Source organism: Lysinibacillus sp. GW823-FHT02G10 (assembly GCF_058797135.1).
Window position 1 is genome coordinate 23,051 of the sequence record NZ_JBXAJI010000013.1, and the last position, 23,327, is coordinate 46,377.

The 23,327-nt window shown below is 37.9% G+C and carries 20 protein-coding genes and 3 tRNA genes; 19 read left to right on the forward strand and 4 right to left on the reverse strand.

Annotated elements, in window-relative coordinates:
- Positions 1-140 precede the first annotated feature (140 nt).
- The 10 genes from AC1RFD_RS21490 to AC1RFD_RS21535 all read left to right on the forward strand — a co-directional run bounded on the left by AC1RFD_RS21490 (position 141) and on the right by AC1RFD_RS21535 (position 10,346).
- Positions 141-368 carry an anti-sigma-F factor Fin gene (locus tag AC1RFD_RS21490; protein WP_016993788.1) on the forward strand — a complete coding sequence of 76 codons (228 nt, stop codon included), beginning with the start codon at positions 141-143 and terminating at the stop codon, positions 366-368.
- 140 nt (positions 369-508) lie between these two features.
- A complete protein-coding gene (mfd, locus tag AC1RFD_RS21495; RefSeq protein ID WP_288583289.1) occupies positions 509-4,021 on the forward strand; it encodes a transcription-repair coupling factor in 3,513 nt (1,170 codons plus the stop codon).
- 314 nt (positions 4,022-4,335) lie between these two features.
- Complete coding sequence (gene spoVT, locus AC1RFD_RS21500; protein ID WP_004229174.1) at positions 4,336-4,872, forward strand: stage V sporulation protein T; 537 nt, start codon at positions 4,336-4,338, stop codon at positions 4,870-4,872.
- A 158-nt stretch (positions 4,873-5,030) separates the two neighbouring features.
- On the forward strand, positions 5,031-6,653 hold the full coding sequence (locus tag AC1RFD_RS21505) for a putative polysaccharide biosynthesis protein (RefSeq protein ID WP_066038163.1): 1,623 nt from the start codon (positions 5,031-5,033) through the stop codon (positions 6,651-6,653).
- Between the two features lie 8 nt (positions 6,654-6,661).
- On the forward strand, positions 6,662-8,122 hold the full coding sequence (gene yabN, locus AC1RFD_RS21510; RefSeq protein ID WP_048395339.1) for a bifunctional methyltransferase/pyrophosphohydrolase YabN: 1,461 nt from the start codon (positions 6,662-6,664) through the stop codon (positions 8,120-8,122).
- A 4-nt stretch (positions 8,123-8,126) separates the two neighbouring features.
- Positions 8,127-8,417, forward strand: coding sequence for an RNA-binding S4 domain-containing protein (locus AC1RFD_RS21515; protein WP_048395337.1), 291 nt, complete (start codon positions 8,127-8,129; stop codon positions 8,415-8,417).
- A 147-nt stretch (positions 8,418-8,564) separates the two neighbouring features.
- Positions 8,565-8,864, forward strand: a complete 300-nt coding sequence (gene yabP, locus AC1RFD_RS21520) for a sporulation protein YabP (protein WP_004229167.1) — start codon at positions 8,565-8,567, stop codon at positions 8,862-8,864.
- Positions 8,861-9,352 (forward strand): spore cortex biosynthesis protein YabQ, encoded by a 492-nt coding sequence (gene yabQ / locus AC1RFD_RS21525; protein ID WP_048395335.1) that lies wholly within the window; start codon positions 8,861-8,863, stop codon positions 9,350-9,352. Before yabP ends, yabQ begins: the two co-directional genes overlap by 4 nt.
- Positions 9,353-9,369: 17 nt before the next feature.
- Positions 9,370-9,774, forward strand: a complete 405-nt coding sequence (locus AC1RFD_RS21530) for an FtsB family cell division protein (RefSeq protein WP_048395333.1) — start codon at positions 9,370-9,372, stop codon at positions 9,772-9,774.
- A 134-nt stretch (positions 9,775-9,908) separates the two neighbouring features.
- A complete protein-coding gene (locus tag AC1RFD_RS21535) occupies positions 9,909-10,346 on the forward strand; it encodes a S1 domain-containing RNA-binding protein (protein ID WP_048395331.1) in 438 nt (145 codons plus the stop codon).
- A gap of 86 nt (positions 10,347-10,432) precedes the next feature.
- On the opposite strand, the gene AC1RFD_RS21540 is transcribed toward AC1RFD_RS21535, so the two are convergent.
- The 4 genes from AC1RFD_RS21540 to AC1RFD_RS21555 all read right to left on the reverse strand — a co-directional run bounded on the left by AC1RFD_RS21540 (position 10,433) and on the right by AC1RFD_RS21555 (position 11,088).
- Positions 10,433-10,684, reverse strand: a complete 252-nt coding sequence (locus AC1RFD_RS21540; RefSeq protein WP_048395329.1) for a hypothetical protein — start codon at positions 10,682-10,684, stop codon at positions 10,433-10,435.
- A 165-nt stretch (positions 10,685-10,849) separates the two neighbouring features.
- Positions 10,850-10,921 (reverse strand) — tRNA-Glu (locus AC1RFD_RS21545).
- A gap of 4 nt (positions 10,922-10,925) precedes the next feature.
- A tRNA-Met gene (locus AC1RFD_RS21550) sits at positions 10,926-11,002 on the reverse strand.
- 11 nt (positions 11,003-11,013) lie between these two features.
- Positions 11,014-11,088, reverse strand: a tRNA-Gly gene (locus AC1RFD_RS21555).
- Between the two features lie 418 nt (positions 11,089-11,506).
- On the opposite strand from AC1RFD_RS21555, the gene AC1RFD_RS21560 reads away from it, so the two are divergent.
- The 9 genes from AC1RFD_RS21560 (at position 11,507) to cysK (ending at position 23,298) form a co-directional block, all read left to right on the forward strand.
- Positions 11,507-13,900 (forward strand): SpoIIE family protein phosphatase, encoded by a 2,394-nt coding sequence (locus AC1RFD_RS21560; RefSeq protein ID WP_048395327.1) that lies wholly within the window; start codon positions 11,507-11,509, stop codon positions 13,898-13,900.
- Between the two features lie 29 nt (positions 13,901-13,929).
- The gene (tilS, locus tag AC1RFD_RS21565; RefSeq protein ID WP_369580776.1) at positions 13,930-15,336 is read left to right on the forward strand and encodes a tRNA lysidine(34) synthetase TilS; all 1,407 of its coding nucleotides are present in this window, start codon (positions 13,930-13,932) and stop codon (positions 15,334-15,336) included.
- A 67-nt stretch (positions 15,337-15,403) separates the two neighbouring features.
- Positions 15,404-15,946: a hypoxanthine phosphoribosyltransferase gene (hpt, locus tag AC1RFD_RS21570; protein WP_004229145.1), complete on the forward strand. Its 543-nt coding sequence runs from the start codon at positions 15,404-15,406 to the stop codon at positions 15,944-15,946.
- Between the two features lie 281 nt (positions 15,947-16,227).
- Complete coding sequence (gene ftsH / locus AC1RFD_RS21575) at positions 16,228-18,255, forward strand: ATP-dependent zinc metalloprotease FtsH (protein ID WP_048395325.1); 2,028 nt, start codon at positions 16,228-16,230, stop codon at positions 18,253-18,255.
- A gap of 154 nt (positions 18,256-18,409) precedes the next feature.
- Positions 18,410-19,243, forward strand: a complete 834-nt coding sequence (locus tag AC1RFD_RS21580) for an aldo/keto reductase (RefSeq protein ID WP_081010921.1) — start codon at positions 18,410-18,412, stop codon at positions 19,241-19,243.
- Positions 19,244-19,494: 251 nt separating this feature from the next.
- Complete coding sequence (locus AC1RFD_RS21585; RefSeq protein WP_048395343.1) at positions 19,495-20,262, forward strand: type III pantothenate kinase; 768 nt, start codon at positions 19,495-19,497, stop codon at positions 20,260-20,262.
- Between the two features lie 21 nt (positions 20,263-20,283).
- On the forward strand, positions 20,284-21,165 hold the full coding sequence (gene hslO / locus AC1RFD_RS21590) for an Hsp33 family molecular chaperone HslO (RefSeq protein WP_009373570.1): 882 nt from the start codon (positions 20,284-20,286) through the stop codon (positions 21,163-21,165).
- Positions 21,149-22,120, forward strand: a complete 972-nt coding sequence (locus AC1RFD_RS21595; protein ID WP_288579891.1) for a peptidyl-prolyl cis-trans isomerase — start codon at positions 21,149-21,151, stop codon at positions 22,118-22,120. The genes hslO and AC1RFD_RS21595 overlap by 17 nt, the downstream gene beginning before the upstream one ends.
- Before the next feature lie 248 nt (positions 22,121-22,368).
- Positions 22,369-23,298, forward strand: a complete 930-nt coding sequence (cysK, locus tag AC1RFD_RS21600) for a cysteine synthase A (RefSeq protein ID WP_004229133.1) — start codon at positions 22,369-22,371, stop codon at positions 23,296-23,298.
- Positions 23,299-23,327: the final 29 nt, after the last annotated feature.

A 23,327-nucleotide genomic window follows, 5' to 3' on the forward strand; every position in this document is an offset into this window, starting at 1 on the left:
GAATAGTCTTAGCTACAGGTAAAAATTAATTCTCTAATTTTTAAGTTATTGCAATGAGGATGACAGTGAAAAGTGCATAATCCTTTTTATAAATGTCTATACTTTAAGTAGAAAGTTGCTTAAAGGAGGATGATTTGGAGATGTCAGTTCGCTATCGATGTCGGCATTGTGAAGTAGAAATAGGGACACTACCATTTGATGCAGATGATACAATTCGAAAGTTGCATATTTTCGAATTGGGAGAAGCGGATGATTATGTTGAGAAAGATCAACATGGTCAAACGACTGTGCACTGCATTTGTGAGCAATGTGAGGATTCGCTGAGACAATATCCAGATTATCACGCACTCAATAAATGGATTCAATAATTGGAAGGATGCTTTGACACACTTATGTGTGTTCAAGGCTTTTTCCATTTCATAAAACAGCCATTAATAGAGATATGTAAAATAACACTAGAATAATAGAAATAAAAATATAGAATTTATGCTGAAAGGAGCTTTTGACTGTGGAGGTTTTACGACAGCTTGTGTCGCAAGATAAACATATTACATCATTTTTAAAGGAAATTCAGAGCGGTCAAACTGCATCACAGCTTATTACAGGTTTAACAGGAAGCGCACGCCCCGTAATGGTCGATGTGTTATTTGAATATGTAAAGAAGCCAATCTATATTATCTCTCCTAATCTATTGCAGGCACAAAAAATGGTTGATGAGCTTGCTGGATTGTTAGGTGAAGAACATGTTCATTATTACCCAGCAGATGAATTTATTGCAGCCGATCTTTCTGTAGCTTCACCAGAACTTCGCGCGGAGCGAATTGCGACGCTTGATTGCTTAGCTAGAGGTGAGAAAGCCATATATGTAATACCTGTGGCTGGTTTACGTAAAATAATGCAGCCTAAGGAACACTGGCTACATTATTTTTTACAAACAGCCGTAGGTGAAGATATTGAAATTGAGATGTGGTTACAAACATTAGTAGAGATGGGCTATGTACGGAATTCAATGGTGACATCACCTGGAGAGTTCGCGTTGCGTGGGGGGATTTTAGATATTTATCCACCTTATTTGGAATCACCTATTCGTATTGAATTATTTGACACAGAGGTTGATTCCATACGAACATTTTCAGCAGATGACCAACGTTCTATTGATAAATTACAAAAAATTCGTATTCTTCCTGCTTCAGAGGTCATTCTTACTAAATCAGAAAGACAGGCATTAGCAGGCCGTTTAGAAGTGGCATTAGCAGCCAGTCTAAAGAAGGTAAAAAAGCAGGAGACACAGGAACTTCTGTATCAGCATATTCAATATGATATTGAATTGCTACAGCAAGGAAATTTACCTGATTATGTAAACAAATATGGCTCATTATTATACGATAAAACAGCCTTTTTGGGAGATTACTTTGAACATGATGGTATTGTACTTTTTGACGAGCTTGGACGTATTCAAGAGGTAATGGATGCATGGGAACGTGAAGAAGATGAATGGTTTTTATCTTTAATCGAAGAGGGAAAAATGGTTCATGATGTCAAACCCGCCTTCTCATTAAAAGAAATATTGGCGATGTTGTCACAACAAAAGCTTTCATTTTCATTATTTTCGCGAACATTTGCAGGGATTACGTTTACTAAAACAACTAACTTTTCTTGCAAACCAATGCAGCAATTTCATGGACAAATGTCCTTGCTTCAAAGTGAGGTTGAACGCTGGTTACTTGGCAAATTTACAGTTCTAATCATAGCAAGGGATAAAGAACGAGTAAAAAAGGTTCAGCAAATGCTTGAAGAGTACGATATTCATACGGCGATAGGTGAGCCGACAGAACCTGGTATTTATATTGTAGATGGTGGTTTGTCGAGTGGCTTTGAATTGCCTCTACAGCGTTTAGCAATTGTAACAGAAGACGAGCTCTTTAAACAGCAGGCAAAGAAAAAAGCACGTACACAAAAAATGACTAATGCTGAACGTATTAAAAGTTATACGGAAATTAAGCCAGGTGATTATGTTGTGCATGTTCATCATGGGATTGGTAAATACATCGGTGTAGAGACATTAGAGGTTAATGGTACACATAAGGATTACCTGCACATACGATATCGTGCAGACGATAAATTATATGTCCCTGTAGAGCAAATAGACTTAATCCAAAAATATGTGGCGTCAGAGGATCGTGAACCAAAGCTACATAAATTAGGTGGAGCAGAGTGGAAAAAGGCGAAAGCGAAGGTATCCTCTGCTGTACAGGATATTGCAGATGATTTAATAAAGCTGTATGCAAAGCGTGAAGCAGAGAAAGGGCATGCTTTTACACCTGATAACGACGACCAACGTAATTTTGAAGCGATGTTCCCTTATGAGGAAACAGAGGATCAGCTACGTTCAATTGTTGAAGTAAAACGAGATATGGAACGTGAACGCCCTATGGATCGTTTAGTCTGTGGCGATGTAGGCTATGGTAAGACAGAGGTAGCCATTCGTGCCGCATTTAAGGCTATTCAAGATGGAAAGCAAGTGGCATTCCTTGTCCCTACTACTATCTTGGCTCAGCAACATTATGAGACAATTCGTGAGCGCTTTCAGGATTTCGCCATTAATGTTGGATTGTTATCTCGCTTCCGTTCGAAGAAAGAGCAAACAGCCACATTAAAAGGCTTAAAAGAAGGCCGAGTCGATATAGTTATTGGAACACACCGTATTTTATCTAAAGATTTAATTTTCCAAGACCTTGGCCTGTTAATTGTGGATGAAGAGCAACGTTTTGGTGTGACGCATAAGGAAAAAATTAAACAGTTAAAGACAAATGTCGATGTCTTAACTTTAACGGCTACACCAATCCCAAGGACTCTTCATATGTCCATGGTAGGGGTCCGAGATTTATCTGTTATTGAAACGCCTCCTGCTAATCGCTTCCCAGTTCAAACATATGTGATGGAGCACAGTGGTGCATTAGTACGAGAAGCTATTGAGAGGGAAATGGCACGTGGCGGACAAGTATTTTATTTATATAATCGGGTTGAGGATATGGCTCGAAGGGTTGAGGAGATTCAAGTACTCGTCCCTGAAGCACGTATAGGCTTTGCTCATGGAAAAATGACTGAGTCAGAGCTAGAATCAGTGATTTTAGCCTTTTTAGAGGGCGATTATGATGTGCTTGTTACGACAACAATTATCGAGACTGGTGTCGATATACCGAATGTAAATACATTAATAGTCCATGATGCTGATCGCATGGGCTTAGCACAGCTCTACCAATTACGCGGGCGCGTTGGACGTTCTAACAGAGTAGCTTATGCATATTTTATGTACCAACGCGACAAAGTTCTGACAGATGTAGCGGAGCAACGTTTACAAGCAATTAAAGAATTTACAGAGCTTGGCTCAGGCTTTAAAATTGCGATGCGAGATTTATCTATTCGGGGCGCAGGAAACTTACTTGGAGCGCAGCAACATGGCTTTATTGATTCAGTTGGCTTTGATTTATATTCACAAATGCTTCAGGATGCCATCGCGGAACGTCAAACAGGCGTGAAAAAAGAAGAAAAGCCAGATATAGAAATTTTGCTGAGTATTGATGCTTATATTCCAGACGCTTACATTCCAGATGGTTATCAAAAGATCCAAATGTATAAACGAATTAAAGCCATGGATCAGGTGGAGGAGTATGACGAAATCATGGAGGAATTAGAGGATCGATTTGGCGATCTTCCAATTGAAACAGAGCGTTTACTTCGAATAGCACGAATGAAAGTTTGGGGCTTAGGTGCGGGAGTAGTATCTGTAAAGGAGAAGCAAAAACTTATTACAATACTATTGTCAGAACAAGGGACGGCAAGTGTCGATGGCAGTAAGATTATTGAAGAATCGATGAAATTCGAGCGTGCTGTTGGTTTTGGTATGGATGGCATGCAGTTAAAATTAACAATAGATGAACGCAAGAGTGGGAAATATCAACCCTTTGATATGTTGGAAGAGCTAATGCAAATTATTGATAAAGCAAAAAAGCAGCCATAGTAGTTAAAAGGCTATTCTTATCTTTTACTGTAAAAGATAAGAATAGCCTTTTTCATGTTGCTTCAGTAATCATCATCTCTAACATATTTGCTCACAGGAATAATTGATTTTTTCCAATATTTTTTATGAATTAATTATAGAAACTTATTCCTTGGGTAATCTAATAAAGAGTTGATTGATGTAATACCGTTTTTTGAAAAAAATTGATTGATGGTTGTGAAATCCTTTTTCTTCAGTTTTTGCATAGATTGCTCAAATAAAAACCATACTATCATTGAATTAAAATTTCATTGTAGCGAAAGCGAGGCATTAGAATGAAGGCAACAGGAATTGTTCGTCGTATTGATGATTTAGGGCGTGTAGTTATTCCAAAAGAAATTCGTAGGACGCTACGTATTCGTGAAGGCGACCCGCTTGAAATTTATACGGACCGTGAAGGCGAAGTCATTTTAAAGAAATATTCTCCCATCAATGATTTGGGGGAATTTGCAAGAGAATATGTTGAAACACTTTATGAAACGATGGGCACACCAGCATTTGTCACTGACCGTGATGAAGTAATCGCTGTTGCAGGGATAGGGAAAAAGGAATATATAAATCGTCGCATTACGTCCTTTGCGGAAAGCTTTATGGACGAACGCTCCACAAAAATAGAAAAAATGGAGACAACGATTGAAATTGTCCCTGGACAATATGAGCAAGTAAAATCATATTGTGCGACACCTATTATGGTGAATGGTGACCCAATAGGCTGTATTATCGTCTTGTCTAAAGTACACTTTGTTGGTGAGGTAGAAGTCAAAGTAGTGGAAACAGCTGCAAACTTCTTAGCAAAACAAATGAATAGTTAATGCATGGAAAAGTTATTGCGATGACCTTTAAGGCTGAACAATAACTTTTTTGCGTACATAAGGATGAATCATTATAGGAACAGTAGTGCCACCTTGCACGTCAAACTTTTGAGATATGCTATACTATTGGCATTGTTAAGAAGGAAAGAGGGCAATTTATGTCGCAACGTTTTGGTATGAAAAGCTACATGAAGGGTGCCGCCTTATTGACGATAGCAGCCCTTATTGTAAAAGTTCTTAGTGCCATTTACCGTGTGCCTTTTCAAAATCTAGTAGGTGATGAAGGCTTTTATATCTATCAACAGGTATATCCAGTTATTTCAATCTTCGTTGTTTGGACATCTAGTGGCTTTGCTATAGCCATTTCTAAAATGCTTGCAGACAATGATTGTATTGTTGATACAATAGAACGTGATGAAAGACGTCGCACTATAACACAGGTAGTTTTCAGGTATTTAACGGTATTATCACTACTGTTTTTTGCCATTTTATTTGGAGGTGCTGAAAAGATTGCCCATTTAATGGGAGATATTCAATTAGCACCACTTATTCGTACAGGCTCCTTAGTAGTATTGGTTATGCCGGCGCTGGCTATTTTAAAAGGTAGCTTTCAATCTAGAGCAATTATGGAGCCTATTGCTTATGCCCAAGTACTTGAACAAGCAGTGAGAGTAACTGTCATATTAGCAGGTACCTTTCTTATTATGACAACGACTAAATCTCTTTATGGTGCAGGAAAAATGGCTGTTATCGGTACAGTAATTGGAGAAATTACAGCCTTGCTATTACTTGCTTATATCTCATATAAACGATTTGGTCTACTGCAAGTTAAACAACATCTACAACGTAATCCAAGTTTACCTATCATTAAAGAGGTCACTTGGCTGAGCTTGAGTGTCAGTATGAGTGGTCTACTACTACTTGGCTATCAATTGGTCGATTCATTTACAATCTATTCTTCATTAATTGATAATGGGATGACTCCTACAATTGCAAAGGAAACGAAGGGTATTTATGATCGAGGACAACCGTTAGTTCAACTAGGTGTTGTCATTGCATCCTCATTGTCGTTGGCCATTGTGCCACTTGTCGCCCATTTGTCGAAAAAACAAGCGGGACGTAGTGCAGTACCATTCATACAATTAACATACAAAGCATCCGTCCTGTTCGGCTGGTCTGCTGCACTAGGCTTAATGCTAGTTATGCCTTATTTAAATGAAATGCTTTTTAAAACCAATTCCTTATCGGAAGTATTGATTGTCTATGTATTTCAAATTGTCCCTTTGTCGATTATCCTTACATTTACAGCGATCTTACAAGGCTATGGAAAATTAAAAAAACCAGCTTTATTTCTCATAATTGGTTTTCTAATAAAAATTATATTAAATGTACGTTTAATTGGTGGATTAGGTGTACTAGGAGCTGCCATCGCAAATGATATAGGATTATTATTAACAGCAACCTTGCTAATTATTTATTTAAAAACATTGACTGGCATTCAATTAGCTTCAGGCGCATTTTATAAAAAAGTAGGTATAGCCTCCTTCAGTATGACAATCGTCGTTCTTATATGGTTACAGCTAGTATCGTCCTTGTTAAACCATTTGATGTCTTCACGTATGATAGCCATGGTGGCGGGTTTGACAGCAGTATCTATTGGGGCGTTTGTTATGCTAACAATTATTGCAAAGAAAAGAGTACTAATAGAAAAAGAATGGTATTTACTGCCGTTTGGACGTAGAATGGCTGTTTACCAACTTTGGCTAAATTCAAGGAAGTAGGTGTAATATTGAATACATTAACAATTATTGGTTTAGGTGCAGGTGACTTTAATCAGCTGCAAATGGGTGTTTATAAAAAATTAAAGGCTGCTAAAAAATTATATGTACGAACAGTGGATCATCCGGTTTTAGAGGAATTAGCAGCAGAGGGTGTGGGATTTGAAAGTTTTGACGACGTTTATGAAAAACACGATACATTTCAACCTGTGTATGCAGAAATAGCTGATTCTCTTATAGAAGCTACCGCTGTTGAGGATGTTATGTATGCTGTGCCAGGGCATCCACTAGTTGCAGAGCAAACAGTGCAATTACTTATTGCAGCCGCAAATGAAGGGAAAATTGAGCTAGTCATTGAGGGTGGTCAGAGTTTCTTAGATCCCATTTTTGGTGCGTTAAAAATAGATCCAATTGAAGGCTTTCAATTACTTGATGGTACTAGTTTTTCAATGCATGACATTAACATGCGTCAGCATATCTTGATCGCTCAAGTATACGATACATTCAGTGCATCAGAAGTGAAGCTAACGTTGATGGAGAAATATGATGATGAGTATCCTGTGACAGTTGTGACAGCGGCTGGATCTTCCCAGGAACAGATTGTCACAGTGCCACTCTATGAACTCGATCAAAGTGTAGAAGTAAATAATTTAACAACAGTCTATGTACCACCTGTAAAATCACAGGAGGAGTCATTAAGAGATTGGACAACATTCCGTCAAATCATTGCAACGCTGAGAGGTCCAAATGGCTGTCCTTGGGATCAAAAGCAAACACATGAGTCGTTGAAAAAATATTTACTTGAGGAAGCACATGAATACTTGGCTGCGGTTGATGCTGAGGATGATTTTGCTATGATTGAGGAACTTGGTGATGTGTTGTTACAAGTATTTTTGAATGCACAAATTGGAGAAGATCAAGGTTATTTTACACTTGAAGATGTGTTAGCTTCGATTAGTAAAAAAATGATTCGCCGCCATCCGCACGTTTTTGGGGATGTTGCAGTAGAAGATGCAGATGATGTTGTGGCTAATTGGGAGGCTATTAAAGCTGAGGAAAAAGAAACTAGCGACAAACCTTTATTAGACGAAGAATATAGAGCATCTTCGGCATTACAGACAGCCTACAATTATCAAAAAAGAGCTGCAAAAGTGGGCTTTGATTGGCCAGATGTGGAGGGAGCATGGGATAAATTTACCGAGGAATGGCAGGAATTTCGCCATGAGGTGACGAAAGGCTCTAATGCGTCCCGTCTTGATGAATTTGGCGATGTATTGTTCACATTAGTAAACTTAGCACGTTTCTATAAATTATCACCAGAAGAAGCCATGCTACATGCAAATGAGAAATTTGCAAGACGTTTCGGCTATGTTGAGCAACAGGTAAAGGCAAGTGGAAAACCATTTTCCGATTTTACATTAGAACAATTAGATGCATTTTGGAATGAAGCAAAGCAACTAGAAAAGGAGTAAGATTATGAGATTAGATAAGTTTTTAAAAGTATCCCGTTTAATAAAACGCCGTACTTTAGCCAAAGAAGTGGCCGATCAAGGACGTATTACAATCAATGAAAAGATTGCAAAAGCAAGTAGTACAGTGAAAGCTGGTGATGAGCTTGCTATCCGTTTTGGTCAAAAAATAGTAACGGCACGTGTAGAAGAAATACGTGATACTGTGAAAAAAGAAGATGCAGCAAAAATGTTTACCATTTTGAAAGAAGAACGACTTGAAAAGATTGAGCCTGAATTTATTGATGATGAGGATTAAAGCTAAATTTATTTTCTAGCCCTCCTATTGTTGTCCTGCCTTTCTTTTTGTAGGTGAAAGTATGACACAACTTAAATAAAGTTGTCATGCTTTGAAGGTTGTCCGCATAAAGTGAACAGAAGCTAGGACGACTAAAGGAGGAAAAAAATGACGCTACATCAAGAAAGTAATCGTTACACAATTCCATCTGGAGAGCATATTTTAACGATTCGTAATCGTAAAAGAATGGACATGACTTCTGTAAAATCAATTGAACGCTTTGATCAGGAAGAGTTTTTCATTAAGACGTCCCAAGGGCACTTGTTAATCCGTGGAGAGGAACTGCATATCGTTCATTTAGATGTTGACAAAGGATTATTGACACTTGAAGGAACTGTAAAAACCTTACAGTACGACGAGGAGGAAAGTGGCTTCTCGAAAGGTTTCCTTCATAAGTTATTTGGATGATTGTCAGTGAACAATTTTATCAATTAATTGTCATGGTTTTGAGCGGTATAGCAGTTGGTTTCATAATTGATAGTATAAGGCTTATTGTTTTTTCAACTCCAAAAAGGTCAAGCCTTCGAAAGTGGATGATGGTTGTTGAGTTAATAACTTGGATTCTACTTGGAGGGTTGACATACTATTTATTATTTTGGCTAAAAGATGGCGCTTGGCGGGCTTACGACCCGCTAGCGCAAATAGCCGGAATTTTTTTGTATCAATCATTTTTTCAAACCTTTTTACGTTTCGTTGCTAGAATTTTGGTGAATATAACATGGAGACCCTTTTGGTTCATTGTGCGTTTCATAATTACGGTTATTCGACAAATTTTGCAATTATTAATAAATATTGTTATGTTTGTTATAAGACCTTTTGTCAAAATTTATTCGTATTTGTCCTACACTTTTTTTAAAAAATTACGATATTTGAAGTATAATAAAAAGCAACAATAATTATCGGAGGTGCGGACATGACTAGACGTCATTCATCAAATGATGAATCCCAAAACTTCACTAAGCTTGATAATGACTATGTCCGTAACACGGATAGAGCTATAAATCGCAAACAACAGGCTCGAAAACGTAAGATGCGTCGTATTGTCTTTTTTGCGATTGTACCAGTCATTATTATTGCTCTTCTCTTAAATGTGCTGTCACATCAGAATGAAACATTAGCAGCAAAAGAGAAATCCAAAGAAGAAGCGAATCGGCATCTCACTGAATTGAAAGAGGAACAAGATACATTAAATCTTAAAATCAAACAATTGCAGGATGATGAATATATCGCAAAGCTATTAAGAAAAGAGTACTACTTATCGGAAAAAGGTGAGATTATTTTCATCATTCCAGATAAGGAAGATAAAAAAGACGACTGAAAAGCTATGTATTGTTGACACTCTTTTATTGTTATATATAATGAAAAGAGAAGCTTATTGCAGTAAAAAGTTTGATTAAATTGATTACATGGCTCAAAAGAGTCGCTTAATTTTTAAGGAGGAGCATTTTTTTTATGTCAATTGAAGTAGGCAGCAAGGTACAAGGTAAAGTAACAGGAATCACAAATTTTGGAGCATTCGTTGAGCTGCCAGATGGCAAAACAGGCTTAGTTCACATTAGTGAAGTTGCTGACAATTATGTAAAAGATATCAATGAGCATCTAAAAGTTGGAGATGAAGTTGAAGTAAAAGTGATGAATGTTGAAGCGGACGGAAAGATTGGTCTTTCAATCCGTAAAGCAAAGCCTCAAGCTGAAAGACCAGAGCGACCAGAGCGTCCAGCACGTCCACGTCGTGATAATCGTTCCAATGATCGCAACGAACGCCACCAGCCAAAAGAAAATTTTGAGCAAAAAATGGCACGCTTCTTAAAAGATAGTGATGAACGTCTAGCAACACTTAAACGTGCTACAGAATCAAAACGCGGAGGTCGCGGAGCTAGAAGAGGGTAGTTTGCTGACTGTTTTAATCGTAGAAAAAGTGTATGAAATAGAGTTGGGAGTGGCTTTTTAAAAAGCTACTCCCTTTTTTAATATACCTATAAAGTAGAAGAAGGTCTCTTTTTCTTTTTTGTGGGTGTTATCGTTTTTTCATCGGTAAGACCAATGGATTCTTTCTTCACAGGATGGATAACCATTTTGACAAGTAAAGCAACACCATAAACACTCACAGCTAGTCCACCAAGCAATAAGATTATTTGAACAAAAAACGGTAAGTTTATTAGAATTGAAATAAGAATAATCATTGAGCCACTTCCACAAATTAAAGCAGCTTTCGTTAATGCACTCAAGGGAATTAAACCTCCTAAAAACTTTGTTTTTACTAGTATGCCATACTTTTATATTCTGTCACATAGCTTTACTTGAGCGGACGGATAGAATTTGCAAAGAAGTAGATAGATGGATAAATTAAAAATAGGTATCTCAGAATCTAGTTCTGAGATACCTATTTGAGATGACCCGTACGGGATTCGAACCCGTGTTACCGCCGTGAAAGGGCGGTGTCTTAACCACTTGACCAACGGGCCTATATGGTGGCGGCCGAGGGGATCGAACCCCCGACCTTACGGGTATGAACCGTACGCTCTAGCCAGCTGAGCTAGGCCGCCAAATTTAGAAATGGAGCGGAAGACGAGGTTCGAACTCGCGACCCCCACCTTGGCAAGGTGGTGTTCTACCACTGAACTACTTCCGCATGTCGTTTAAGCAACAAGTTAAATAATACAAGCCAATCGTGCTAGTGTCAAGTAGGTTTGAAAAAATATTTAAAGATATTTCAGGACATTTAACTATAGAAGAATATTTTAGCGGATTTTTTGTTCTTACGTAGAAATATATCCTAGAGAAGAGTTGAATCAAACCATTAATAGTACGTGAAATCCCTTCAAATTAGGCTTTAAGATGAATAGTAAATAATTATTATATTAATTCAATAATTGAATTTTCCGATATTTCTATTGATCAAAAGCCTTTTACTATAGAAATTGTTGCCAATTCTCGTATTTATGAATAGCTATTAGTCGAAATATTTATATTTTTTTCTGTCAACGTCAGACAATCTTTCCACACATAATTTTTTATAATAACCAAAAGTGCGGAAAGGGGATAGTTAAATGACAAGTATTGAATGGTATAATACAACGAATGTAGATGACCAAAAAATAGGTTTGAAAAAGAAGCAGATCCTAATAGGCTCTCTCTTTTTTTTAACCGCCTTTTTCTTGGCTCAATCTGTTGTATTTGAAGCGGCTGTACCGTTCTCAGTTCCTTTTTGGGCCATTATTCGAACAAAATATAGGGAGTATGCTAAATTCGTATTATTTGGGAGTTTAGCGGGTTGCTTTTTCCTAGGCTTTGGACAAGTCCTAATTCTCGCTTTACAAATTATCCTGTATGAATGTATTATGCGTTTTCGTTACTGGCAACTGCCCCAAAGTATTGCGGTGTCTTTAGCTGTATTACTAGTACAAATAATGTGGCAAGGGGTGATGTATCAAGGCTTACCACCAGTGCTTGTACAATTTTATGTGGGCTGTGAAGCAGCTTTAGCTCTTATTATGACATTGTTTATGCAAGTATTATTTGTTAATTCGTATGAATGGTTTACGACGCATTGGACATATGAAAAGCTAGGTTCAGGATTAGTTGTCTTTGCAGCCATGCTTACTGGAATGCAAACGGTTGTAATAAGCTATTTTTCACTCCCTATTTTTTTACTGCAGCTCTTTATCTGTTTTGGCGCATTGGTTGGAAGTGTGCCCTTAGCAACTGTCATTGGAGCAGTGTTAGGAACGCTTATAGGTGTGGCCAAGCTTTCGTTTACCGGTATGCTTTCGGTGGCTACCTTAACTGGATTATGTGCGGGTATGGGAGCGAAAGGTGGTAGATTTGGCGTTGCTATTGGTAGTATTTTACCTAGTGTATTTTTTTTATTTTATGACGCCACATTGCCCTTGGATAGTGTTTATTTCACCTCAATTGCCATTGGTAGTATTTTATTTCTAACCATTCCAAAGAAATATTCAGATAAGGTAAGGGACAAGCTCTTTCCACAACGAGAAGAGGTTTTACTAGCCCGACAGAATTGGTTAACAGAACATGTAACGTATAAATTAGAGCACTTTCAGCATTTTGTGCAATTCATGAAGGAACTTGTGTTTGATCGCTTTATGACAGCACCAGTTGAAGCGGCAAAGGAAGTAGCACCAATGAATACTTGTTTAAGTTGTTTCCGTTATGATCATTGCTGGGGTGCGCAAAATAATGGTATGGACAAGCTGATGACAGATTGGTTTCATATGAAAGGAGTAGGCAAGGAATCAGCTATTCATCGTGTTGAAGAACAAATACGCTATAAATGTGTGAAATCCACGAAAATCTTTGAGGAATTAGATACAGAACTTTATAGAGAACGAATTAACGGGCAATATTTCCATGGTAAAAAAATGATTGCCCTTCAACTGCGAGATATGAGCAATCATTTAAATCAGTTAATTGCTGAGATGAAGGAAGATACAATTTCTTTTGTAAGTGTTGAGAAGGACATTGTTGAGCGCTTAAAGGAAGCCAATATTGAATGTTTTCAACTTGATGTCTTAAGTAATAAGCCTGGGGCAAGAAAGATTGTTTGTGCCTTAGCACCAGCACGTGTGAACTGGGAGAAAGATACGACATTAGCTGAACGTATGATTTTGCCGATTCTTTATGAAATTTTTGATGAACCTTTTGAAATTGAAAAAGTAGTAGCCTGCGAAATACCATTTCGTCATGTTCAAATTTGCTTTAGATCAGCTATTAGCTTTGAAGTAGAGTATGATATATATAGCATGTCTAAAGATGCAACACTATATTCCGGTGATTCTCATGCCCTTTTCCAATTGCATCCAGGATTATTTGCGATATTGCTGTCTGATGGTATGGGGCAAAGTAAAGAAGCACAACATGAAAGTAGAAAATTGATTCATTTAATGAGAGAGTGTCTAAATTACAATATGAATCCCGAAACTGCGATGCATACGCTCCATTATGTCATGGCATTAAAGCAGCAAGATGATATGTATGCAACCCTTGATTTTGCACTTGTCGATTTACAGCATGGAGATTTGTGGTCGTGGAAAGCGGGTGGAATGTCAACCTACATTTTGCGTGGAAAAGAGGTACTGAAAGTAGAAAGTAATGCAGCACCTGTAGGATTCTTATCTATTTCAGCGGTCGAAGCTGAAAAAAGAAAACTGAAGGCAGGTGATGTTATTTTAATGCATTCAGATGGACTGTTCTCAAGTGTAGCTGATTGGGATGAACAGGAGGAAACATTTTTAGCTTTCGCACAGCAGGTAGCAAGTACAAATAAAACGATTCAAGAAAAGCTAACAACCATTATGCAATCATTCCAAGGATATTTTGAAATAGAGGATGATTGTACAGTATTAATGTTAGAGGTGACACATGTTGTACCGACATGGGCTGTCTTTAGACCAGCTCAGTATTCAATGAGCAAATCATCTTAAACTAACAACGAAAAGGGGAGGAGAAGCGTTTGTCATTTGAATTAAAGGTCAAAACATTTATAGAAGAAGAGCAATTATTACAGCAAGGCGACCATCTTCTCATCGCCGTTTCGGGTGGGGTAGACTCTATGGCTTTACTTCATTACTTTATTCAAACACAGGAGCATTGGAACATTCAGGTGGAAGCCGTACATGTTGATCATATGTTGAGAGGAGAAGCTTCTGCTGAGGATAGGGCTTTTGTTCAAAAATATTGTGACGCTAATGATGTTTACTTACATGCCAAGGAAATTCCAATACCTACAATATTGGCACAGGAAAATGGTAATACACAGTTAATATGTCGTAGGGAAAGGTATCAATTTTTCAAAGAAGTTCTGCAAAAAACAAATGCTAATAAGCTTGTAACTGCACATCATGCGGATGACCAACTGGAGTCAGTATTAATGGCCCTTACAAAAAATGCAACAATGAATAGCATGCAGGGCATACGTCCTCAAAGAATTTTTGGAGGAAAATCATTAATTCGTCCGTTTTTAACGGTTACAAAGTCTGAAATAGGGGAATATTTACTTAGAAAAGGTTTAGATTATCGAGAAGATGCTAGCAATTCTAAAGATACCTATGTACGTAATCGTTTTAGACATCATGTGGTGCCTTTATTGGAGGCAGAGAATCCGCGAGTGACTGAACAGGTGACCCATTTCACAAAGCAATTGCAAGAAGACGATACCTTTTTAATGACATTGGCCCAAGATGTATTTTCCCAAATCATCATAAGAAATAATGAAAATACATATCGCATGGAAATTGAGGCATTTCAATTGGTACCACTTGCTTTACAAAGGAGGCTCATTTTAATACTATTAAACTATCTTTACAAAGATTCAAATACGATACAAAGTTATGCCTTATTGACTTCAATTTTAAAGCTTTGTGATACAACAGCAGGGTATGCTGAAATTCACTTACCTGAAGATTTTCTAGCAGTTCGCCGTTATGGAAATTTAACGATTCAGAAAAAGGAGCCGTTAGAAGGCCTAGCTTCTCCTGAGAAACAGGTTATTTCGACTGCTAATGGCTGGACAACACTGACAAATGGTGAGCGCTTACGCGTAGTCAATTTGCATGATTTATCGTCTGAATTGCTGACGGATACTGCACAACTTTTTTATTTTAACGCTAGCAAACTCCACCTACCGTTTTATGTTCGGGCACGCAGGGATGGAGATAGAATGCTGTTAAAAGGAATGGATCAGCCAAAACGCTTATCTCGCCTTTTTATAGATGAAAAGATTCCTTTAAATGAGCGAAATAGCTGGCCGTTACTGATTTCTCAATCTGATGAGGTGGTAGCGGTAATTGGTGTGCGTATGGGAATATTTTTTTCAACCACTCCGCAACCAAACGATGATACAGTGCTCATCGTAGACTAAGGTCTTTGTAAAATATTTCACCGAAATAGGGTGAAGATTTTTTGATACATCACGAGGAGGAATCGATATGTTACAAAACGACATCGAAAAAATTATGATTACAGAAGAACAATTGCAAGAAAGAATTGCAGACTTAGGCGCGCAATTAACAGAGGAATACAAAGATGCATTTCCATTAGCTGTTGGCGTACTTAAAGGGGCAATGCCATTTATGACAGACCTAATGAAACGTTTCGATTCTTTCATCGAACTTGATTTTATGGATGTGTCTAGCTATGGTAATGCTACTGTGTCATCTGGTGAAGTGAAGATTTTAAAGGATTTGAATACAAGCGTTGAGGGACGTGACGTATTAATTATCGAGGACATTATTGATAGTGGTTTAACTTTAAGCTATCTAGTAGATTTATTTAAATATCGCAAAGCAAAGTCCATTAAAATTGTTACATTACTTGATAAACCATCAGGTCGAAAAGTAAATTTATCTGCTGACTATGTTGGTTTCGAAGTGCCAGATGGCTTTGTTGTTGGATATGGCTTAGATTACGCTGAAAAATATCGTAACTTACCTTATATTGGTATTTTAAAGCCTGAGGTATATTCTTTCTAAGAACAAAAGACCAGCTATAAAAAGTAAAGGTCTCCAGCGCAAGTCACGTATTTTTAGTTATGTTTAACATAATTCAAAATCTTGACACAATGTTTAGCTATATCGAGCCCGAGGAACAGGTACAATTACGCTGGGACATATAAAGATGGCCTAAAAACTGTTGTGATAACGGCAATAAGTGAACGAAACATTTTTTAAGTAGGGCTTTTCGTTGTATGATGAAATCATGATATGTTAAGATTTTACTTATAATTTTTCTGTTTGTAATGAGGAGGCTGGAGATGAATCGAATATTTCGATATACCATATTCTATCTACTGATTTTCCTAGTGATTATCGGTATTTTTGGTACTTTCAATGGTGGAAATTCACCAACGAAAGAATTAACTTATCATGAGTTTCAAGAAGCTCTAGATAAGAAAGAAATAACAAGTGCTACAATTCAACCTGATAAATCAGTTTACGTCGTTGAAGGAACACTGAAGGGGTATGAAAAAGGGGAAAGTTTTACTACAAACATCCCTCGTGAAAACCAATCTTTAATGGACCGCATCGATGAGGCTGCTAAGGATAAAAATAGTAATATTAGTTTTTTAGCAGCACCAGAAACAAGTGGATGGATTCAATTCTTTACAGGAATTATTCCTTTCATTATCATCATTTTCTTATTCTTCTTCCTAATGAGTCAATCTCAGGGTGGCGGTAATAAAGTGATGAGCTTTGGTAAAAGTAAAGCTAAACTGTATGATGATCAAAAGAAAAAAGTGCGTTTTACAGATGTAGCAGGTGCTGATGAAGAGAAAGCAGAACTTGTTGAAGTGGTAGAATTCTTAAAAGACCACCGCAAATTCACTGAAATTGGTGCCCGTATTCCAAAGGGTATCTTACTTGTAGGTCCTCCAGGTACAGGTAAAACATTACTTGCACGAGCAGTAGCTGGTGAAGCAGGTGTTCCATTCTTCTCTATCTCAGGTTCTGACTTCGTAGAAATGTTTGTCGGTGTTGGTGCTTCTCGTGTCCGAGATCTATTTGAAAATGCTAAGAAAAATGCTCCATGTATCATCTTTATCGATGAGATTGATGCAGTAGGTCGTCAACGTGGTGCTGGTCTCGGTGGAGGCCATGATGAGCGTGAACAAACATTAAACCAGTTATTAGTTGAAATGGATGGTTTTGGTGCCAATGAAGGGATTATTATCATTGCCGCAACAAACCGCCCGGATATTTTAGATAAAGCATTATTACGTCCAGGTCGTTTTGACCGTCAAATTACAGTAGGTCATCCTGATGTAAAAGGACGTGAGGCAATTCTTAAAGTACATGCACGTAATAAGCCTTTAGCAGATACAGTTGATTTAGCAGCTGTTGCTCAACGTACGCCAGGTTTCTCAGGTGCGGATTTAGAAAATCTACTAAACGAAGCAGCGCTTGTAGCGGCTCGAAAAAGTAAGCGCACTATAAATATGGCAGATATTGATGAAGCATCAGACCGAGTAATCGCTGGTCCTGCAAAAGCCAGTCGCGTATATTCTGCGAAAGAGAAGAAACTGGTATCCTTCCATGAAGCCGGCCACGTAGTCGTTGGTCTTGAGCTAGATGAGGCTGATACAGTACACAAAGTAACAATTGTTCCTCGTGGGCAAGCGGGTGGATATGCGATTATGTTACCGAAGGAAGAGCGCTTCTTTACGACAAAGCAAGAGCTTTTAGATCGTATTGCAGGTCTTCTGGGTGGTCGTGTAGCTGAAGAAATTGTTCTTGGTGAAGTTTCTACTGGAGCACATAACGATTTCCAAAAGGTTACAAGCATTGCCCGTGCTATGGTTACTGAATACGGAATGAGTGAGAATCTTGGAGCTATGCAATTTGGTTCAAGTCAAGGTGGTAATGTATTCCTTGGCCGCGACTTTAATTCTGACCAGAACTATTCTGATTCAATAGCCTATGAAATTGATAAAGAAATGCAAAAAATAATTGATACACAATATGAGCGTACTAAGCGTATCCTTACGGAAAAACGTCACCTGCTTGATTTAATTGCCAATACACTAATGGAAAAAGAAACATTAAATGCACAAGAAATTGAGCATTTACGTGATCATGGTGTGTTACCGGAACCAGAGGCTGCAGAAAAAATTGAGGAGAACACTCCAAAGATTGAAGCAAAGCCTACATTAGATACTATTGGCGAACCAGTTGTTGAAAAAGAGCTACTAAGTAAAGAGTCAAATCCAACAACTTTGGATTTAGCAAAAGAACGTAAAGAACCGAATGATGCACCTAAGGGTATCGATGAAAAACGTGATTAAAAATAGGGAAGACTGTTTACTAGTTCAGTAAGCAGTCTTTTTCTTTGCCTTTTCTTACTAATAAGCATTAGGATAGAGTAGTAAAAAAGACAAGCTGCATGCAACTCTGCCATTTAGAGAGGATGTTAGCCAAAAAAGATAGGAGTGTATATGCGTGGGAAATGTTGTGTTGAATAATGGTCTTAAAATGCCTTTGGTTGGTTATGGTGTCTTTCGAGTACCCGAAGGAGATGACCTAGCTGAAGCAGTCAAAACAGCTATAGCAAAAGGCTATCGTAGTATTGATACAGCACAAGTATATCGAAACGAAGAAAGTGTTGGACGAGGAATACGAGCAGCCATTGAAGAAGGCTTGGTAACTCGTGAAGAATTATTTATCACATCAAAAGTTTGGAACGATGGACTTTCCTATGAAGAAACACTTGCGGCATATGACAGCAGTCTAGAAAAAATAGGATTAGACTATTTAGATTTATATTTAGTACATTGGCCTGGAATAGACCAAAATTATATTGAAGTTTATAAAGCACTAGAAAAGATTTATCAAGATGGTCGAGTACGTTCAATTGGTGTTAGTAATTTCCATGTACACCATTTGGAAAGCCTTTTGAAGGAAACGACTGTCGTCCCTGTTATAAATCAAATTGAATTCCATCCGCATTTAATACAGGAGGAAGTACGTGCCTACTGTAAGGATAAGGGCATACAGGTAGAGGCATGGTCTCCGTTGATGAATGGTTCTCTACTGGAAGAGGCATTGATTCAAGAGCTAGCATCTAAATATGGCAAAACGCCTGCACAGATTGTATTACGCTATGATGTGCAACATGATGTTGTCACGATTCCAAAAACGATGACACCTGCACGTATGACTGAAAACTTAGCTGTTTTTGATTTTACGTTAACTGAGCAAGAAATGACACAGTTAGATGCAATGAACGATGGACTACGTTGTGGTCCAGATCCAGAAAAATTTAATTTCAAATGATTGTAAGTGAGGCTACCATATTTAGGGGGCCTCTTTTTAAAGAAGGATGATAACATGTATAGGTATTTATCTCCACCTGTAGTAGAAGGTGATGTACCTAAGACTATCCCTACAGTACAAACAACATCTGCTGAATCAAGATAAAAAGTATGGTATCATTTTCTAAAGTGTTTTATCCTCATTCCAGTTAGAGAAAATATTGTAATATGGGGATTGTGAAAGTTACAATGACGACATGGGAGGTGTCATTCTTGATTTTAGTTTTAGATGCAGGGAATTCCAATATTGTATTAGGTGTCTATGATGACAACGATCAATTAGCCTTCCATTGGCGTATGGTGACGGATCTTCATAAAACAGAAGATGAATATGCCATGCAAGTTCTTTCATTTTTTAATCATGCAGGCATTTCATTTGAACAAATAACAGGCATTATTATATCCTCAGTTGTGCCACCAATTATGTTTTCACTAGAGGCGATGTGCCAGAAGTATTTTCGAAAAAAGCCATTGATAGTAGGGCCAGGTGTGAAAACAGGTTTAAATATTAAATACGAAAATCCTCGTGAGGTTGGGTCTGATCGCATAGTGAATGCCATAGCAGCTCTAGATTTATATAAGGCCCCTTGTATCATAGTTGATTTTGGGACAGCAACAACCTATTGTTATTTGAACGAAAAGGGCGATTACATGGGTGGAGCTATTGCGCCAGGCATCACTATTTCTACAGAGGCTCTTTATACACAGGCTGCAAGATTGCCGCGTATTGAAATCGTTCGACCTACACATATCGTGGGGAAAACGACCGTTTCTGCCATGCAGGCGGGAATTTTTTATGGCTTTGTCGGGCAAGTTGAGGGCATTGTTAATCGTATAAAAGCACAAAGTAAAGAGGAGCCATTAGTTATTGCTACAGGTGGATTAGCAAATCTAATTGCAGGGGAGACACAAATTATAGATGTTGTAGATCCATTTTTAACGTTAAAGGGTTTATATAAGCTCTATAAACGTAACCAATAGGAAATGAGGGACATTCCATTTATGAGTGATTATTTAGTAAGAGGTTTAGGATTTAATGGACAAGTTCGTGTGTTTGCAGCACGTACAACAGCCACAGTAGGAGAAGTGCAACGCCGTCACGATACATGGCCAGTTGTATCAGCAGCTTTAGGTCGTTCAATGACAGCGGCAGTTATGATGGGAGCCATGCTAAAAGGTGAAGAGAAAATTACTATTAAAATTGAAGGCAACGGTCCAATTGGCCCAATGGTAATTGATAGTAATGCACATGGAGAAGTGCGTGGATTTGTGACAAACCCTCATGTACACTTTGATTTAAACGAGCAAGGTAAGCTAGATGTTCGAGCAGGTGTTGGAACAGAAGGTGCTCTTACAATTGTTAAAGACCTTGGTTTAAGAGATATGTTTTCAGGACAAACACCAATTGTTTCAGGCGAAATTGCTGAAGATTTTACTTATTATTTTGCTACATCTGAGCAAGTACCATCATCTGTAGGTTTAGGCGTATTAGTTAATCCAGACAACACTATTCTTGCAGCTGGCGGATTTATACTTCAATTAATGCCAGGCTGTGAGGAAGAAACGATAACTGAAATTGAGCAACACCTTGCTACAATAGAGCCTGTTTCCAAAATGATTGAAAAAGGCTTTACACCAGAGCAAATTTTAGAAGCTGTATTAGGAAATGGGCATCTACAAATTTTAGATTCCATGCCAGTTGAATTTAAATGTCAATGTTCAAAAGAGCGGTTTGGTGCGGCAATTTTAGGTCTAGGAACAGCAGAGATTAGAGAAATGATTGATGAGGACGGCGGTGCAGAGGCACAATGTCACTTCTGCTTAGAGACATATAGCTTTTCTAAAGATGAGCTAGAAGGGTTTATCGATGAGCTCAACGCGTAATCGGCGACCTTCAACCAATGTAACACCAAACCAAACTCCTTTATTGCAACGTCGTTTAAAGACAAAGCCTGCTTTAGCTGTCATAGCCGTTTTGTTATTAGGAAATGTATTATGGTTCATTAGTTGGTTGATCCCTAACAAAGGTCAGGAAATTGGTAGCGACGAACAAGTCGCTGCCATTGACGGGGATGTTATCACACGCCAAGAGTGGATGATTGCTATGGAAGAACGATATGGTAAAGAAACACTCCAAAATTTAGTAAATGAAACGGTAATGGAAAAGGCCGCAAGAACATATAAAATTAAAGTTACTGATAAAGAAATTGATCTTGAATTAGCGTTAATGCGATCTGCTCAAGATAAGTATGATACAGCCATGCAAAATCTTTCGGCAGAGCAACTACGCCAAAAGATTCGATCACAGCTTATATTGGATAAGGTACTCACTAAAGATGTAGTGATAGAGGAAGAAAACGTTGAAAAGTATTATGAGGAAAATCAAGGCTTATATAATACAAAAACAAGCTATCGTACGAATTTTATTGAGGTCGATTCAAAAAAAGCTGCTGATGAGGCACTGGGTGAATTAAAAAATGGCTCTGATTTTACAGTGCTGGCACGAGAAATATCTGTTGATAGTGCTTCAGCGAGTTTAGGAGGGGATATTGGTTTCCTTACAGAAAATCAGGAAAATGTAGACCCTGCAATTATTAATACTGTAAAATCACTAAAGGCAGATGAGGTAAGTAAAGCCTTTAAGTTAGATAATGGTCATTATGGCATTGTTCAAGTACAAGAGATATTAGAAGGACAATCCTTTACATATGACGATGTGAAAGAACATATTGAGCGAGAATTAGCTTTAGAGCAATTACCGCAATCTGTTACGCCGGAAGCATTTTGGTCGGAATTTAATGCTACTTGGTATTATGGAGAGACTAAAAAAGAAAAATAATACATGAAGAGAGTCTGCAGGTTTTGCGGGGTAAAATGAGTCTGATCAAACTTACAGGCATTCGTAGTGAATTACCCAATAAATGCAGGTTCTTTTTCTTTAGTGAGGATAAGATTTTTCCTTTTCATAGCAATGATAAATATTCTGAAAATATTAGTTTTATTTATTGACAATCGAATGGAAAAATTGATAAAATACAAAATAAGTAAAACCTATAAAAATAGTAGGGATTGGGAGTGGATTAGTAAATGAGTAGATTAGCAAACTCGGTAGCTGAATTAGTTGGTAAAACACCAATTGTAAAATTAAATCATGCAACAAGTGAAAATGAAGGTACTGTGTATGTAAAATTAGAATATTTTAATCCGGGAAGCTCGGTGAAAGACCGTCTAGCTTTAGCTATGATTGAAGCTGCGGAAAAAGACGGGACATTAAAACCTGGTGGTACGATTATTGAGCCGACATCTGGTAATACAGGTATTGGTCTTGCGATGATTGCAGCTGCTAAAGGTTATAAAGCCATTTTAGTTATGCCAGAAACTATGAGCTTAGAGCGTCGTAATTTATTACGTGCTTATGGTGCAGAGCTTGTATTAACACCTGGTCCAGCAGGTATGAAAGGTGCAATTGCTAAAGCAGAAGAACTATCTGAAGAACATGGCTACTTCCTACCACAACAATTTACAAATCCTGCGAACGCGGTAATTCACCGTTTAACAACAGGCCCAGAAATTGTAGAAGCATTTGATGGCCTGACACTCGATGCTTTTGTAGCTGGTGTCGGCACTGGTGGTACAATTACTGGTGCTGGTGCGGTCTTAAAAGAAAAGTATCCAAACATTGAAATCATTGCAGTTGAACCAAAGGATTCACCAGTTCTTTCTGGTGGTCAACCAGGGCCTCATAAAATTCAAGGAATTGGCGCTGGATTTGTACCAGCAGTTTTAGATACAGAAGTCTATTCTTCAGTATTCCCTGTTGAGAATGAGGTTGCTTTTGAAGTAGCACGTAAAGTAGCACGTGAAGAAGGAATCCTATGTGGTATTTCATCTGGTGCTGCAATCTATGCTGCAATTGAAGCGGCAAAACGTTTAGGTAAGGGTTCGAATGTCCTTGCTATTGTGCCTTCTAATGGTGAGCGTTATCTATCAACACCTTTATATCAATTTGAAGACTAATTCAATTTTTTTATGTAAGGGCTCCTTTA

Bases quoted from the DNA above. Each gene is read 5' to 3' on its own strand.
- spoVT (WP_004229174.1), top strand. From the start codon at position 4,336: ATGAAGGCAACAGGAATTGTTCGTCGTATTGATGATTTAGGGCGTGTA.
- hpt (WP_004229145.1), top strand. From the start codon at position 15,404: ATGTTACAAAACGACATCGAAAAAATTATGATTACAGAAGAACAATTG.
- yabP (WP_004229167.1), top strand. From the start codon at position 8,565: ATGACGCTACATCAAGAAAGTAATCGTTACACAATTCCATCTGGAGAG.
- AC1RFD_RS21515 (WP_048395337.1), top strand. From the start codon at position 8,127: ATGAGATTAGATAAGTTTTTAAAAGTATCCCGTTTAATAAAACGCCGT.
- cysK (WP_004229133.1), top strand. From the start codon at position 22,369: ATGAGTAGATTAGCAAACTCGGTAGCTGAATTAGTTGGTAAAACACCA.
- hslO (WP_009373570.1), top strand. From the start codon at position 20,284: ATGAGTGATTATTTAGTAAGAGGTTTAGGATTTAATGGACAAGTTCGT.
- AC1RFD_RS21535 (WP_048395331.1), top strand. From the start codon at position 9,909: ATGTCAATTGAAGTAGGCAGCAAGGTACAAGGTAAAGTAACAGGAATC.
- ftsH (WP_048395325.1), top strand. From the start codon at position 16,228: ATGAATCGAATATTTCGATATACCATATTCTATCTACTGATTTTCCTA.
- AC1RFD_RS21505 (WP_066038163.1), top strand. From the start codon at position 5,031: ATGTCGCAACGTTTTGGTATGAAAAGCTACATGAAGGGTGCCGCCTTA.
- AC1RFD_RS21490 (WP_016993788.1), top strand. From the start codon at position 141: ATGTCAGTTCGCTATCGATGTCGGCATTGTGAAGTAGAAATAGGGACA.
- AC1RFD_RS21530 (WP_048395333.1), top strand. From the start codon at position 9,370: ATGACTAGACGTCATTCATCAAATGATGAATCCCAAAACTTCACTAAG.
- yabQ (WP_048395335.1), top strand. From the start codon at position 8,861: ATGATTGTCAGTGAACAATTTTATCAATTAATTGTCATGGTTTTGAGC.
- AC1RFD_RS21560 (WP_048395327.1), top strand. From the start codon at position 11,507: ATGACAAGTATTGAATGGTATAATACAACGAATGTAGATGACCAAAAA.
- AC1RFD_RS21595 (WP_288579891.1), top strand. From the start codon at position 21,149: ATGAGCTCAACGCGTAATCGGCGACCTTCAACCAATGTAACACCAAAC.